This window comes from Buchnera aphidicola (Melaphis rhois) (assembly GCF_005080745.1).
Lineage (GTDB): Bacteria > Pseudomonadota > Gammaproteobacteria > Enterobacterales > Enterobacteriaceae > Buchnera_B > Buchnera_B aphidicola_AT.
In genome coordinates this window covers 425,715-441,274 of record NZ_CP033004.1, presented here as the reverse complement: position 1 = coordinate 441,274, position 15,560 = coordinate 425,715, and the positions used below count along the sequence as shown (strand labels likewise).

16 protein-coding genes, 3 tRNA genes and 1 pseudogene are annotated in these 15,560 nt (G+C 23.4%); 14 read left to right on the top strand and 6 right to left on the bottom strand.

All coding sequences use genetic code 11. The features are described from left to right. Positions 1–731: 731 nt before the first annotated feature. Positions 732–1,664, bottom strand: coding sequence for a 5'-3' exonuclease H3TH domain-containing protein (locus D9V73_RS01970; protein ID WP_158336602.1), 933 nt, complete (start codon positions 1,662–1,664; stop codon positions 732–734). 117 nt (positions 1,665–1,781) lie between these two features. Next, positions 1,782–2,411 (bottom strand): DsbA family protein, encoded by a 630-nt coding sequence (locus D9V73_RS01965; protein ID WP_158336601.1) that lies wholly within the window; start codon positions 2,409–2,411, stop codon positions 1,782–1,784. A gap of 270 nt (positions 2,412–2,681) precedes the next feature. On the opposite strand from D9V73_RS01965, the pseudogene D9V73_RS03020 reads away from it, so the two are divergent. The 8 genes and pseudogenes from D9V73_RS03020 to D9V73_RS01935 all read left to right on the top strand — a co-directional run bounded on the left by D9V73_RS03020 (position 2,682) and on the right by D9V73_RS01935 (position 7,397). After that, positions 2,682–2,959 (top strand): annotated as a pseudogene (locus D9V73_RS03020) (hypothetical protein). 364 nt (positions 2,960–3,323) lie between these two features. Beyond that, complete coding sequence (locus D9V73_RS02960) at positions 3,324–3,527, top strand: hypothetical protein (protein WP_261979152.1); 204 nt, start codon at positions 3,324–3,326, stop codon at positions 3,525–3,527. 2 nt (positions 3,528–3,529) lie between these two features. After that, positions 3,530–3,694 (top strand): MutS-related protein, encoded by a 165-nt coding sequence (locus D9V73_RS02955; RefSeq protein WP_261979151.1) that lies wholly within the window; start codon positions 3,530–3,532, stop codon positions 3,692–3,694. Beyond that, positions 3,663–3,761 (top strand): MutS-related protein, encoded by a 99-nt coding sequence (locus tag D9V73_RS03015; RefSeq protein WP_410051757.1) that lies wholly within the window; start codon positions 3,663–3,665, stop codon positions 3,759–3,761. Before D9V73_RS02955 ends, D9V73_RS03015 begins: the two co-directional genes overlap by 32 nt. A 1,250-nt stretch (positions 3,762–5,011) precedes the next feature. Continuing rightward, positions 5,012–5,287 carry a septum formation initiator family protein gene (locus D9V73_RS01955; RefSeq protein ID WP_158336600.1) on the top strand — a complete coding sequence of 92 codons (276 nt, stop codon included), beginning with the start codon at positions 5,012–5,014 and terminating at the stop codon, positions 5,285–5,287. A 50-nt stretch (positions 5,288–5,337) separates the two neighbouring features. Then, a complete protein-coding gene (gene ispD / locus D9V73_RS01950; protein ID WP_158336779.1) occupies positions 5,338–6,054 on the top strand; it encodes a 2-C-methyl-D-erythritol 4-phosphate cytidylyltransferase in 717 nt (238 codons plus the stop codon). Next, a complete protein-coding gene (gene ispF / locus D9V73_RS01945) occupies positions 6,054–6,548 on the top strand; it encodes a 2-C-methyl-D-erythritol 2,4-cyclodiphosphate synthase (RefSeq protein WP_158336599.1) in 495 nt (164 codons plus the stop codon). The genes ispD and ispF overlap by 1 nt, the downstream gene beginning before the upstream one ends. 465 nt (positions 6,549–7,013) lie before the next feature. Further along, entirely contained in the window at positions 7,014–7,397 is a 384-nt protein-coding gene (locus D9V73_RS01935; protein ID WP_158336597.1) for a peptidoglycan DD-metalloendopeptidase family protein, read from the top strand. Positions 7,398–7,547: 150 nt separating this feature from the next. On the opposite strand, the gene eno is transcribed toward D9V73_RS01935, so the two are convergent. From eno to glnS, 3 genes are all read right to left on the bottom strand, one after another. Beyond that, positions 7,548–8,828 carry a phosphopyruvate hydratase gene (gene eno, locus D9V73_RS01930; RefSeq protein ID WP_158336596.1) on the bottom strand — a complete coding sequence of 427 codons (1,281 nt, stop codon included), beginning with the start codon at positions 8,826–8,828 and terminating at the stop codon, positions 7,548–7,550. A 61-nt stretch (positions 8,829–8,889) separates the two neighbouring features. Then, on the bottom strand, positions 8,890–10,533 hold the full coding sequence (locus tag D9V73_RS01925) for a CTP synthase (protein ID WP_158336595.1): 1,644 nt from the start codon (positions 10,531–10,533) through the stop codon (positions 8,890–8,892). 366 nt (positions 10,534–10,899) lie between these two features. Next, the gene (gene glnS / locus D9V73_RS01920; RefSeq protein WP_158336594.1) at positions 10,900–12,579 is read right to left on the bottom strand and encodes a glutamine--tRNA ligase; all 1,680 of its coding nucleotides are present in this window, start codon (positions 12,577–12,579) and stop codon (positions 10,900–10,902) included. Between the two features lie 205 nt (positions 12,580–12,784). Between glnS and D9V73_RS01915 the strand changes: the two genes are divergently transcribed. The 6 genes from D9V73_RS01915 to D9V73_RS01890 all read left to right on the top strand — a co-directional run bounded on the left by D9V73_RS01915 (position 12,785) and on the right by D9V73_RS01890 (position 15,176). Beyond that, a tRNA-Met gene (locus D9V73_RS01915) sits at positions 12,785–12,858 on the top strand. A 21-nt stretch (positions 12,859–12,879) separates the two neighbouring features. After that, positions 12,880–12,961: transfer RNA gene (locus D9V73_RS01910), tRNA-Leu, on the top strand. A gap of 23 nt (positions 12,962–12,984) precedes the next feature. After that, a tRNA-Gln gene (locus tag D9V73_RS01905) sits at positions 12,985–13,055 on the top strand. A 165-nt stretch (positions 13,056–13,220) separates the two neighbouring features. Continuing rightward, positions 13,221–13,880 (top strand): ribose-5-phosphate isomerase RpiA, encoded by a 660-nt coding sequence (rpiA, locus tag D9V73_RS01900; protein ID WP_158336593.1) that lies wholly within the window; start codon positions 13,221–13,223, stop codon positions 13,878–13,880. A gap of 353 nt (positions 13,881–14,233) precedes the next feature. Next, positions 14,234–14,506: a cell division protein ZapA gene (gene zapA / locus D9V73_RS01895; RefSeq protein ID WP_158336592.1), complete on the top strand. Its 273-nt coding sequence runs from the start codon at positions 14,234–14,236 to the stop codon at positions 14,504–14,506. Positions 14,507–14,579: 73 nt separating this feature from the next. Beyond that, the gene (locus D9V73_RS01890) at positions 14,580–15,176 is read left to right on the top strand and encodes a 5-formyltetrahydrofolate cyclo-ligase (protein WP_158336591.1); all 597 of its coding nucleotides are present in this window, start codon (positions 14,580–14,582) and stop codon (positions 15,174–15,176) included. Between the two features lie 177 nt (positions 15,177–15,353). On the opposite strand, the gene D9V73_RS02950 is transcribed toward D9V73_RS01890, so the two are convergent. Beyond that, on the bottom strand, positions 15,354–15,560 hold a 207-nt coding region (locus D9V73_RS02950), incomplete at its 5' end, for an endonuclease (protein WP_261979149.1).

The window sequence follows — 15,560 nt, the reverse complement described above, 5'->3', positions numbered from 1 at the left end:
TTTTAAAATAGTACTTTTAATTATTAATGTTTAAATAAAGCGATCGATATTTTTTAAGCGATAGCAGTACATGTGTTTGTTTTAAAGTAAATATATAAGTATGGTATCTTTGAAAAATTAATTTAACTCTTAATGTTAATTGAAAACGTTTTGTAAATATTATACGTGTTTTTTAGATATGGAAAATTTTTTTAATTTTTAGTTTATTTATTATTTATAAGTGCGTTATATTTATTTAAAAAATTAATAATAGTTTAATAGTAGTATATACTTTTAATATTTATGTCACGTAAAATTTTTAAAAAATTTATATTGATTTTTTTAAAACATATTTTATATTTTAATCATAGATTTTTTTATCTTTATACATTTTGAAATGATATTAATTTATTCAATTTTTTAATGATGTTGTAACATGTTTTTATAAATATAGTTATTATTAATTTCATTATTTTTAAAGTGATAATGAGTTAGTATGTTGTAAATGTGTAACATGAAAATGTTACATTGTATAAGTGTATCTTCAGAACAAAACGATGTGTTTCAAATTAATTGATGATAGATTTTAGTAATAACTTTATACTTTTATGATATTTAAAAGTTAATAGTACATAAATTAATATTTTATGTTTGTTCTAAAATACAATCCTAAAAAAATAGAAAATTTTAAGTATATAACTGATTAATTTGATCTTTTTTTTAATAATTACGTTTTGTATTGATAAATATATTTATGTTTTATTATATAGTTTTAGAATACTTGTATTTGTTAACCATTCTCCTTGATTTAATAATCTTAACCAATTATGAAAGTCGTAATATTTAAATAGATATGACAATTCGTACGTAGATATTGGAGATGTTTTTAGTTCATTTATGGATTTAGGCATGAGAATATCGGTTTTTATAGTAGCAAGATTTTGTGAAAGAAATGCCAGTGTTTTATTTTTTATTAATATTTTAGCTATATTTTTAGCCCCTCTAAACGAACATTGTGAAATTTTATCAGTATTGTTGTAAATATTTTTTAACGATCCAAACTTTTTTAATAAACAAATCGCTGTTTTTTCTCCTATTCTCGAAACTCCTGGAATATTATCTGATTTATCCCCCATTAATCCAAATAAATCTGGAATTAATGTTGGTATTACTCCATGTTTTTTTTTTATTTCTTCTTCTCCTAAAATTTTTTTAGATTTCATTTCTAATATACTAGTATGTGAATTAACTAATTGACCTAGGTCTTTGTCATTAGTACTAATTAAAGTAAATTTGTTTTTGTTATTTGCTTCATGTGCTAGCGTTCCTATTATATCATCAGCTTCAAAATTAGGCATAATTATAATTGGAAATCCTATTGTTTTTATTATTCTATATAGAGGTTTAATTTGTACTTTTAAATTATTTGGCATCATTTTTCTATTTATTTTATAATATTGAAATAATGTATGTCTAAAAGTTTTATTAGGAGAATCAAATGCTATAATTATTTGAGAATAGGGATATTCTAATACTAATTTTTTAAGCGTATTTATTACTCCATATATTGCTCCAGATGGTATCCCATTTTTATTACTTAGTGAAGAAAAAGAGTAATATGCTCGATAAAGATGTGACGTTCCATCTATTAATAAATAATCGATATTTTTTTTGTTATAAACCATAAGTTGTTAAGATGAGTTTAAATCATATTTATTTAAATATATCATGGTATCGTTGATATTGATGAAATATTAGTAAAATTAAATAGTAAAATTTTTTAATATGATATGTATTTTATTTTAGTGTTCATTAAGTAAAAATTTCAAAATATGTATGTATTCTTTTATGAAATCTTTTTTTGACTTATTGTTTATATTTTCGTTATTTATAGTATATTTACCATTTATTAATGTATAAGGAACATGATCTAAATGTATAGTATCTTGTATTATTTTTTGATTATGTATTATTGATTTAATAACGAAACTATTCCATAAAAAGTCAAACTCTTTTGCATCTATTTTAGTTAATTTTAAAAATTCATTTTTTAAGGTAAAAAAATTTGTGATAGTTTTTGTTATTTGTACTTTTTCAAAAATTGGAATAATAACTTTTTTCTCTAATCCTAAGCTTTTAGATATTTCCCAAATTTTAGTTAATGAATTATTGAATTCTTCTTCTAATAAGTTGACATGATATTTCGTAATTCTAATAAAACTAGGTATACTATTTTTAATATGATCATCAAGATGGTAATTTCTCTCTAAATAATAACAATGTGGACATAAAAAAGAAAAAAATTCTATTATTGGCGGTGCATGTACTAATTTTGCATTAATTGCTTTATATTTCTTTGAAATTGTTATTTTTACATCATAATTTTGAAATCCAAATAATATACATATAAATATGACTAAAAATTTTTTCATATATTTATTTTTACTATTCTATTTTGTATTGTTATATATAAAATGTATACTATTTAAGAAATTATATATTTTCAATTAATATCATTATATAGATGAATTATATATCATTTTGAGATGCAACGACATAATTTTAATAAACGAATGTTGTAGTAAAGTAATTGTTGTTCTTTATTATTTAAATTATTTTTAATCAAGTAAATTTTATGGATCATGAAGAGAATATCTTTAATCATACTCCTATGATAAAGCAATATTTACTGATAAAATAAAATTATCCAGAAATGTTTTTATTTTATAGGATGGGGATTTTATGTACTATTTTATTACGATGCTAAACGTATTTCTGATATTTTAAATATTACTCTTACTAAGAGAAGATGTTCTTTAGGATCAGAAGTATCGATAGCTGGTATTCCTGTCAATTCTTTAAATAATTATTTGAAAAAATAATAAATTTAGGAGAGTTAGTAGCAATATGTGAACAAATAGGTGTAAAAAATACAACTAAAAGATTGATTGATCGAAGAATTATAAAAGTTATTACCTAGGTACAGTAGTAGATAAGTGTTTATTGGAAGAAAGTAAAGATATTTTGATAGGATCTGTTTTCCATAAAAATGGAAGGTTCGGATATGCTACTTTAAATTTATGTTCAGGAAATTTTTATGTTTCGGAATATTTTATGCATGAGTATTTTATGCTGAAATAAAGAGAACTGATCCTAAAGAATTATTAATTTCAGATAAATATTTTAATGTCGCATCGATCTTAAATAGAAAAGGTATTAGAAATTGAAAAATATTTATATGATAAAATATTTGATTTTATTTCTCCTTGTTTGAATATATTAAAATAAAGTGTTATAGAGTTATCTGAATTAGACATATTAAATAGTTCTTTGAGAGAGCTTGTGTGGTAAATTATGTTTGTCCTATAATGGTAAATCGGTATAGTATGTCATTACACGATAGTAGACATCCTGTAGTTGAAACTATTTTGAAGACTCCATTTATTTCCAATTCTATTTGTTTATCGAAAGAAAATAATATATCAGTTATTACTGGCCCGAATATGGTAGGAAAAGTACTTATATGTGTCAAGTTGCGTGAATTGTAATTATGGCATGGGTAGAAAGTTTTGTTCCGGATAGTTATGCAAAAATTGGTAACTTTGACAAAATATTTACTCGCATTAGTTCTGCTGATAATTTATCAAATGGAAAATCAACCTTTATGTTGAAAATAATGGAAATTGTTTTATATATTACGATATGCAACAAATAATAGTTTGGTTTTAATTGACGAAATAGGAAGAGGAACATCTGTTTATAATGGGGTGTCTCTAGTTTAGGCATGTATGTATTTCTTAATTAAGAATATTAAATCTATGACATTATTTTCTACTCATTATTTTTTGAATTAACTAAATTATAACATGATTTTAAAAACGTGAAGATGTGTATTTTGATGCAATAAAATATGATGATAAAATTTCTTTTATGTATTCTTTAAAAATGGATCTAATTATAAAAGTTATGGTTTAGCTGTTTCTTAATTATCAGGATTTCCGTCTTTAGTTCTTTCAATAGCTTATAAAAAGTTTCAAGAAGTTGTCAAGTAAAATTAAATAGTTTTTAGACTTAGTTTTTGTATGAATATTATTTTATGTTTTTTGTAATATTTTATTAATAATTTTTTATTATAAAATAACATTTTAACTTTCATATTAAATGTCAATATTTTAGTATATTATTATAGGATTGATTTGATTACATTTATTTCAAATTACAGCTTTATCAAAAAATAACAGTGTAATTTATAAGTTTAAAAAGTTATATAGCTTTTTTAAAAGAACATATTAATTTAGTTATATATTAATAACATATGATAAAACATTCGTGAATGCAGTCATATTTTATATTACAAACGTATAATGTATATGGATCTTAAAAAACAGTTAAGTAAGATATAAAAGTAAAATATTTTTATAAAAACCACTGTTTAAGTATTAATCTTTTATGTAATAATATAATAAAAATGTTAATTTTAGATTAAGTGTGATAGAAAATTATTACAAGTATAAATATTTAACTTTTTACATTTAATTTGATGAATTAGATGTTATGAAATATATGTTGTTATAGGGTGTGATATTTTATATATTTATTTCGTATTAATTTAGTCATTTATAGATATAATATTTTTTTGATAATTAGTAAATAATATATTTTTATTGAATTAAATAATACTACTAAACTATCTCATATTCATATTTTTTTAATATTATGCTTTCTTTTAAAAAAGATAACTTTTAAAATTTGTTATATGTTTTATATTTTAAAAATGTAAATTTTGATTTAACAATTGGTAGTAACAAAATTATTATATGTGTTATTGAATGTAGTAATTTATGGTGTTGATAAATGTTTTGAAATTTTTTATAATTTTATTGTTAGGTTTTTAAAAACTTAAGAGAAACTATATTATTTAATGTTAGTAAATTTAATCAAGTAAACATTAATAGTAGTAATGATTTTTATATAATAATTTAATATAGTGACATTGTAGATTTTTAGTAATTAATAATTGTAGAGCATTAACATGATAGTTATAAAAGTAGCATTGCTAATATTGTTATGTTGGTTGCAAATAAATTTTTTTTTAGGAAAAAATGGTTTATTTGAATATATAAAATTAAATAAACAAATTTTACAAAAAAAACTAGAGATTTTTTATCTTGTAGAGCGAAATGTGAAGTTATTATCAGAAATACAATATTGGAATAATAGTAATGAATTAATAGAAGAATATGCAAGAAGTAATTTAGGTATGATAAAAAAAGATGAAATTTTTTATAGAATTCTAATTGATAATTAATTATATTAATGATACTGCATTATACTATGAAAATAGTGTATAAATTTTTTATGAATACTATTAGTTCTTATTGTTCGAAAGTAGTTGCTGTTATTCCCGCTGCTGGAATCGGCAGTAGAATGTTATTAAACATACCTAAACAGTATATAAAAGTAAGAGGTCGTACTATTTTAGAACACAGTATAAAGTTGTTATTAGTTAATTCTACTATAAAGAAAATTATAATTGTTTTAGATAAGAACGATGCTTTTTTTAATAAATTATCCATTGCATCTCATCCGAAAGTAGTTTCTGTCATTGGAGGTAAATTTCGTTCTTGTTCTGTATTAGCTGGGATATTAGCTATTAATGATGCAGATTGGGTAATAGTTCATGATTCTGTTCGACCATATTTAAGTGTCAGTGATTTAAATAAAATCATTTTTTTAGTACAAAATAGTAAAATTGGTGGAATATTAGCGTCTCCGATGCATAATACTATTAAATATAGTTTAGATAGTTCTAATGTGCTTTTTACTATTAATCGAAATAAATTATGGAACGCATTAACTCCACAATGCTTTCCTGTTAAACTTTTATTAGCTTGTCTAAGAAAAGCAATCAAAGATGGACTAAATATAACTGATGAGGCGGTAGCTATGGAATATTGCGGTTATTATCCTAAGTTAGTAAGAGGAAGTAGTAGTAATATCAAAATTACTTATCCAGAAGATATTTCTCTTTTTAATTTTTATTTAGAAAAAAATGTGTTATCAGGTAAAACTTGATGAGAATTGGACATGGTTTTGATATTCATGCATTTGGAGGAGAAAAACCTTTAATTATTGGTGGAGTAATTATTCCTTGTGCACATGGTGTGATTGCACATTCTGATGGCGATATTATAGTACATTCTGTTATTAATGCATTAATGGGTGCTTCTTCTATGGGAGATATTGGTTTAATGTTTCCTGATTCTGATAAAAAATATAAAAATATTAATAGTCGAATCTTGTTACGAAAAGTATGGAATATAATTATACAAAAAGGGTATTCTATATCTAATCTAGATATAACAGTCATTGCACAATTTCCAAAAATGTCGATTTATAGAAATAAAATGAGAAGTAATATTTCTGAAGACCTTGTATGTTCTATAGATAGTATAAATGTTAAATTTACCACTACTGAAAAATTAGGATTTATTGGAAGAAAAGAAGGTATAGCATGTGAGTCTGTTGTTTTGTTAGATAATTCTATAAATGTTATAACTCAAGAGTAAAAAAGATTTTAAGTAGTTTTATAAAGTACATATTTTAATTTTTTAAAATTATTTTTTTAAAAATCTGGATATATAAATGTTTTCTATGGTATATAATTTATTTTTATTTTTTTGTTTTTTTAATTATATTATTTTTTTTAATGTTATTCAAAGTAAAATTGTATTAGAATTAAAAAGTTGTTTTTCTTTTTTGTTCTATTATGATGCTAATTATATGAGACATAATAGTATTTTTTTATTTTTGTTTCCAAACAAAGTTAAATATTCTCATTTTATTAATAATGTAACTCATTTAAGTTCGTTTTCTAGTTATACAAATTTTATCAATAAAAATAATAACAATCATTATTTTTTTATTTCATGTAAGAAAATGACAAATGAAAATATATTAAAAAACACTAAAAAAAGTTTTTTGCATTCAAAAAAGAACTCTAAAAAACATATTTTAAAAAAAAATATAAAAAATTGCATTGGTGTTGGCCTTTAAATGGAAAAATTATACATAAATTTTCTAATTTTGAAAACGGTCATAAAGGAATAGATATTTTTTCTTTTAGAACATCGTTTATTTTAGCTGCTTCGTCTGGACAAGCTGTATACTGTGGATCTGATTTTAAAGGATATGGTAATCTAATTATTATACAACACGAAAATGACTATTTAACTGCTTATGCGCATGTTGAGAAATTTTTAATAAAGTTGAACAAAAAAATTAAGTTAGGACAAAAAATAGCTATTATTAAAAATAATAATAAGAATTTAAATAAAATAATTCATTTTGAGATTCGATATAAAGGAAAAGCAGTAAATCCTTTGCATTATTTGCCAAAACGGTCAACTTTAAAATAAATATTATGTTTTGGTTGCTATATAACAGTTAACATATACATGTTATCATGAAACAAATAGCAGATTTAACTATATTTTAATTTAAATTCGCTAACACTGCTATTTGTTGAGATCAATTTGTTCTTTAGAAATTGTTTTTATTTTATTGTATTATGTAATAGAATAGATTTTGTTATTTTTTAAATTTTCTTCGATTCTTATTAGTTGGTTATATTTTGATGTTCTTTCTGTTCTACACATAGATCCAGTTTTAATTTGATTAGCAGAAGTTCCTACTGATAAGTCAGATATAAAAGTATCTTCTGTTTCTCCTGACCGATGTGATATAATCACAGAATAGTTAGCTTGTTTTGCTACTTTTATAGTTTTTAATGTTTCACTTAATGTTCCAATTTGATTTAATTTAACTAAGATAGAATTTGCTATCTTCTTTTTTATTCCTTTTTTTAATAAGCATGTATTGGTTACAAACAAATCATCGCCAACTAGTTGAACTTTTTTTCCTAATATTTTTGTTTGATAAAGAAATCCATCCCAATCTGATTCTTCTTGTCCATCTTCTATAGAAGTAATGGGATATCTTTGTACTAAATCTTCTAAATAATGCGTGAGTTCTTTTGATGTAAATTCTTTTCTTTCTCCGACTAATGTATATTTTTGTTTATTTTTGTCATAAAGCTCAGAAGCTGCACAATCTAAAGCAAAAGTAATATCTTTCCCTAGTGTATATCCTGATTCTTCAACTGCTTCTTTCATAATCATTAATGCTGCTTCGTTTGATTTTAAATTAGGTGCATATCCACCTTCGTCTCCTACTGTTGTACTTAAATGATTTCTTTTTAAAATTATTCCTAGCATATGAAATATTTCTGATCCTATTCGAATTGCTTCTTTTATTGTTTTTGTGTTAATTGGTTGTATCATAAATTCTTGTATATCTATATTATTATTTGCATGTTTACCTCCATTTATGATGTTTATCATTGGAATAGGCATAGAAAATTGGCCTGAAGTACCGTTTAATTCAGAGATGTGTTGGTATAAAGGTATACCCTTATACGCTGCTACTGCTTTTGCTGTTGCTAATGATACAGATAAAATAGTATTTGATCCTAATTTGGATTTATTTTTACTTCCGTCTAATTGAATCATAGTATTATCAATACTTTCTTGATCGTTAGCATTGTTATTTTTTAATTTTTTATTAATAATATCATTAATTAATTTAACGGATTTAGTTACTCCTTTTCCGAAAAATCGAGATGCATCATTATCGCGTAATTCTAATGCTTCTTTAGAACCTGTTGAAGATCCAGAAGGTGACGATGCTAATCCAAAAAATCCTCCTTCTACATGTACTTCGGATTCAACAGTTGGATAACCCCTAGAGTCTATTATTTCTCTGGCAAGAATTTTTTTTATTTTAATCATGATAGATGATCTCTTTTTAAATTATTATGTTATGTTAGACATTTCTAATTATATCTTAAGTTTAACAATGAATGTTATGTTTTTTTTTGTATTGCAATGCTGCTTTAATAAAATTAGAAAACAATGGATGTCCATCTCTCGGTGTTGACGTAAATTCTGGATGAAATTGACAAGCTAGGAACCATATGTGATTAGATAATTCGATAATTTCTACTAATTTTTTATTTTCAGATAGTCCTGTAACATTCAAGCCGCGTTTTTCGATTTCTTTTAAAAAATTGTTATTTACTTCATATCGATGTCTATGTCGTTCTACTATAGTATTAGCTCCATATAGTTTTTTAGATAGACTATTGTTTTTTAAATAGCATATTTGACTACCTAACCGCATTTTTCCTAACAATCTTTTTTTATTAGTTTTACTTGTTGTTTTATTTAATATTTTTTTTTGCTCTTGTATTAAAGAAATTACTGGATATTTACATTTTGGTAAAAATTCTGTAGAATTAGCTTCTTTCAAACCTACAACATTTCTAGCAAATTCTATTAATGCGATTTGCATTCCTAAACAGATACCAAAAAATGGAATATTATTTTCTCTAGCATATTTTACAGATACTATTTTCCCGTTTATTCCTGCTTTTCCAAATCCCCCTGGAATTAAAATTCCGTGTAGAAATTCTAATGAGTTAATATTTGATTCGTTAATATTTTTAGAATTAATCAATTTTATATTAATAATCGTTTTGTTCTGAAGTCCACCATGTTTTAATGCTTCTATAACAGATTTGTAAGCATCTGGCAATTCAACGTATTTTCCAATAATTCCAATAGTTACTGTTTTGTTAGAATTATGTTCATTAAATATAACTTGATCCCATTCTGATAAGTTGGCTTTTGGAGCGTTTAATTTAAAATGATTACAAATTAAGTTATCTACTTTTTGTATATTTAATAATTTTGGAATGGTATAAATGGATTTAACGTCTTTTAATGAAATTACTGATTTTTCTGAAACGTTACAAAACAATGCAATTTTCTTGCGTTCTATAATTGAAATTGTTTTTTTTGAACGGCAAATTAATATGTCTGGTTGTATTCCAATTGATAGTAACTCTTTAACTGAATGTTGAGTTGGTTTAGTTTTAATTTCTCCTGTAACTGATATATAAGGAACTAAAGTTAAATGAATATATATAGTATTTCTTTTTCCTACATCTACTGCCATTTGTCGAATTGCTTCTAAAAAAGGTAATGATTCTATATCTCCTACAGTACCACCAATTTCGACAAAAATGATATCTTTACCTTTAGAGCATGCAATAATTCTATTTTTAATAGCATTAGTAATATGAGGAATTACTTGAATCGTAGAACCTAGATAATCCCCATCTCTTTCTTTTTTTAACACTTCAGAATAAATACTACCTGTAGTAAAATTATTTTGACGAGTCATTTTATTTCGAATAAACCGTTCATAATGTCCTAAATCTAGATCTGTTTCTGCTCCATCTTCCGTAACAAATACTTCACCGTGTTGTGTTGGACTTATGGTTCCTGGATCTACATTAATATATGGATCTAGTTTTATAATAGTTACATTAAGATTTCGTGCTTCGAGAATTGCGGCTAAAGACGCTGTTGTAATACCTTTTCCAAGAGATGATACTACACCCCCTGTTATAAAAACATAATATGTTGTCATATCTAACCAAAATTAAAATGGAGTATAAATAGGATTATTAAAAATAATAATATAGTTTTATAAAATCAAACTATATTAATTTTTTACCTTTGAATGGATTGCATATAGTATTTGTTTTATTTTAATACAAATATTATTATTTAATGATAATAATTTTTTTTATTGAGTGTTGCATTTAAAGGAAACGTTTAAAATATTTTATAGGTTATTTAAACATTTATTACTAATAGATGAAAATTAAATTCATCCTAAAATATTTGGCTCTTATCAGGGAATTAGATTTTTAATTTTTTTATATACAATAAAATAGTTTTTAATATATTGAAAGTAGATTAGTAAATTCCTTGATTTATTTAAAGTATGCAATTATTTAATAATTTTATGGATGGGTTTTTTTATGTTGCTTTTTAATGTTACTATTCTGTTAAATATTAATTTTTTTGTAACATAATAACTTTTATCAATGTAAAAATATCCTTCTCTTTCAAATTGATATCTTTTTTTGGAAATATTGTTTAGAATGTCAGATTCTATAAAACCTTGTTTAACAATTAATGAATTATTATTAATGTGTTTCATATAGTTTTCTTCTAGTTCTGGATCTTTTAATAAAAATAATTGGTCATATAAATTAAATTGTGCTGGTATTGCATTTTCAATGGAAATCCAATGAATAACCCCGGATATTTTTTCGTTATTAGGATTTTTACCTAACGTATTTTTATCATATGTACAGATTATTTTAGTTATATTATTATTATTATCTTTTATTACTTCTTTTGCGCTAATAATATAGGCATAGCGTAATCTAATTTTATTTCCAATGGTTAACTTTTTGTTTAAAATTAGAGTATTGTTTTCGTAAAAATCGAATCGATCTATATATATTTTATTACTAAAAATAGATTGACGTGTCCCCATACTGCTAATTTTGGGATGATTAGGAATAGTAAGTGCTTCTTTATAACTATCATATAAATTACAAATATGTAATTGTATAGGATTAATGACTGCCATATATCGGAAAGTATTTAGGTTTAAATCATTTCTGATACATGACTCTAGCAATGATAGTTCTATTATATTTTCTTGTTTTGTAACTCCAATTTTTTTGCAAAATGTTTTTATAGAAGAAGGAGTATATCCTCGTCTTCTTAGTCCGGAAATTGTGTGTATTCTAGGATCATCCCATCCATTTACGATATTTTTAGCGACTAAGAATTGTAATTTTCTTTTGGATAATACAGAATATTCTAATTTTAATCTAGAAAATTCGTATTGATTAGAATAGTGAGTAACATTAATATTATTTAATATCCATTCATATAGTTTTCGATTATCTTGAAATTCTAATGTACATATAGAATGTGTAATTTTTTCTAAAGAATCAGAGATACAATGAGCAAAATCATATGTAGGATATATACACCATTTTTTATTTGTTTGATGATGTTCGGAAAACAAAATTCGATATAATACTGGATCCCTCATTATAATTAGAGGTGATTTCATATTTATTTTAGCTCTTAAACATGCGCTTCCTTCAGAGAAGTATCCGTTTTTCATTTTTTTAAATAGCAATAAATTTCTTTTTATAGATTGTGTTCGATATGGACTATTAATTCCAGGAGAAATTAATGTTCCTCGATATGTTCGTATTTCTTCTTTAGTTAATTGATCAACATAGGCTAATCCTTTCATAATTAGTTCTTTAGCATACATGTACATAACATCAAAGTAAGAAGATGCATAGAAAATGTTATTATTTAATTTATATCCTAGCCATGTTATATCTTTAATAATACTATTTATATAATGCACGCTTTCTCTTTTAGGATTAGTATCATCGAATCGAAGATTGCATGTTCCTTTGAACTGTTTTGCTAAATAAAAGTTTAAAAATATAGATTTTGCATGACCTATATGTAAATATCCATTTGGTTCGGGAGGAAATCTTGTTTTAACGTAATTTACTTTTTTTGTTATTATATCTTTGTAAATTATTTTTTGGATAAAATTATAAATTTTTTTATTTATATTATTCATTTTATTTCCTATTAATATTAATTTAAAGTAATAAAAATTTCCAAAAAATTATAAAAATCAGTCATATATTTTATAAAAAATATAATATTTTAAAGTTAACATTTTTATATCAGTTATATTTCATACATGCAATTTATTATAAATCGTTATTGACATTTATAGTATAACACAGCATAATTTAAATCATAAAATAATTTTATATTTTGGCTACGTAGCTCAGTTGGATAGAGCACAGCACTCATAACGCTGAGGTCACAGGTTCAATTCCTGTCGTAGCTATTTTAATTGAACGCATAACATGCGGAAGTGGCGAAATTGGTAGACGCACTAGATTTAGGATCTAGCACCGTTAGGTATGCGAGTTCAAATCTCGCCTTCCGTATTTGTATTAATTTTAAAATAACATGGGGTATAGCCAAGTGGTAAGGCACCGGTTTTTGATACCGGCATCCCTGGTTCGAATCCAGGTACCCCAGTAATAAAACTACAAACGTAACAAAATTATAATATTTATTGTTAAATTTTTTTTAAATATAATTTCCTATCTATTTAATTAGGTGTTTTATTAAAACATCTAACTTTTAAAACGTTTGAAAAAATAAAATTATTAAAAATAATGAAATTTAGTATAGGTTTATCGAATGAATGCAAACGAATTAAAGAAATCTGTTGCAATTGCTGCTTTAGACTATATTTATCCTGGTACAATAATTGGAGTAGGTACAGGTTCTACTGTTTCATATTTCATTAAAGCTTTAAGTTCTGTTAAAAATTTAGTTCATGGAGCTGTATCTAGTTCTAGGTCATCTACGTTTTTTTTAAAAAAATATGGGATTCCTGTGTATAACTTAAATGATATAAAATCTCTAACATTATATATTGATAGTGCAGATGAGATTAATTTTAAGTTACAGATGATTAAGGGAGGTGGTGCTGCATTAACTAAAGAAAAAATAATTGCTTCAGTAGCAAAAACATTTATTTGCATTGTAGATGAATCAAAATTAGTAAAAGTATTAGGAAAATTTCCCTTACCTATCGAAATTATACCTATGTCTGTTTCTTATATATTAAGTGAATTAATAAAGTTAGGAGGAAATCCAAAAGTTAGGAAAAATATAGTTACAGAAAACGGAAATATAATTATTGACGTTTATAATTTTAAAATATTAAATCCGATTGGAATAGAAGAAAAAATTAATTCCTTACCTGGAGTAGTTAGTGTTGGATTATTTGCAACTAGAACAGCAAATATAGCTTTAGTTAGTACACAGTCAGGTATACAAATTATTAAGAGTTAATTTAATAACTAATAAAATGTATTTTAAGTAATTAATTATTTTAAAAAAGATAAGTGCATTGATCATCGTAAAAGAATTATATATTTAATAAGATACATTGTGTTTTTAATGTTTTATTAAATATGTAATTCTAATATTAAAACTTACTTTAAACTTATTTAATATATTATTTTTTTAATAATATAGTGTATTATAAAAATTTTTTAAAAAAATTTTATAGTTTATAAGAAATATGTTAGTTAAAGATAATAAATTTTTAAATTTAAAACAAAATACTCGTTTTTTAATTAGTATATGTTAAATATAATATCATTAAAATAATTTAATTATCTACATTAGGTAATATAAATAAAATGTCTATTCAATATATAGATATAAAAATTTTTGGTCGATTATTAAAAGTTAATTGTCCTAATGAATTGAGTAAAGATTTACGAAATGCAGCTCATTATTTAAACAAAAGATTGTATAATTTGAAAGTAAAAACTGGAGTATCTAATACAGATCAATTGATATTTGTTACAGCATTAAATATTTCTTATGAATTAAAAAATGAAAAGTTAAAAATAAGAGAAATCATTGAAAGATTAAATAAAATTATTACGCGTTTAAAAAACGTAAAATAACTGAAATAATATTATAATGATTATTTGAAAATTATTTAAATATATTTAACTAACTTATACTAAATTACTTGTTATGTTTGTCATAGATCGTACGTTTCAAAGAGCATATTTTCGTATGTTAAGAAAAAAAATAGGTATAAAAGAACAGAAAATATCATCATTAAGAATTTCTGATAAAATTTTTAATTGTAAATTGCTTTGTTCGTGTAAAAATGTTGCAGTTTTTATTTCTTTCGATGGAGAAATAGATACAAGCCAACTAATCTCAGAATTGTGGAAAAAAAAATATAATGTTTTTTTACCGATTATTGATTCAATGTTTAATAAAACGTTATTTTTTTCTCAATATTTTCCTAATACACGTTTACAATTAAATAAATTTAATATTTTTGAGCCAATTATTAGGAAAGAAGTTGTTGTATCTTGTCAAGAAATGGATGTAATTATGGTTCCACTAGTAGCTTTCGATATATTTGGTTATCGTTTAGGTATGGGAGGAGGATTTTATGATAAGATTTTAAATAGTTACAAAAATAAATTTTTTCCTGTTGGCTTAGCTTATGATTTTCAATTAGTTAATAAAATCATACCTAAACCTTGGGAAATTCCATTGCCAGCTGTTTTTACTCCTAATAAATTATGGGAATGGAATTTTAATAATTTTAAGTAATTATTAAAATTTTAATGCAATGAAGATATGAAACATTTTTTTATTTAATATCTTGTAATCTATTTTGAAAAATTTTATTAATATCTTTGAAATGATATATATAGATTTTTTTAAAATTGTTGTTTTATAAAATAACGTTTTAAACTGTCGTAATCTATATAGTTTAACAATTTACATTTAATTCATAGATATAATTTTATGTGATTCTAAATTTTTTATAAGGCAGTGAGAGTGTACGTAAGGGTTATGATTACCTTGAATATTAAAAATTAATTCGTCTCGTTTACATTCCCAATTGCTAATAGGGTATTTTTTATTCCAAGAATGAAATAATTGCATTTGTTTTTTAGAAATATTTAATCGATAAGTTTTATTCATATAGAA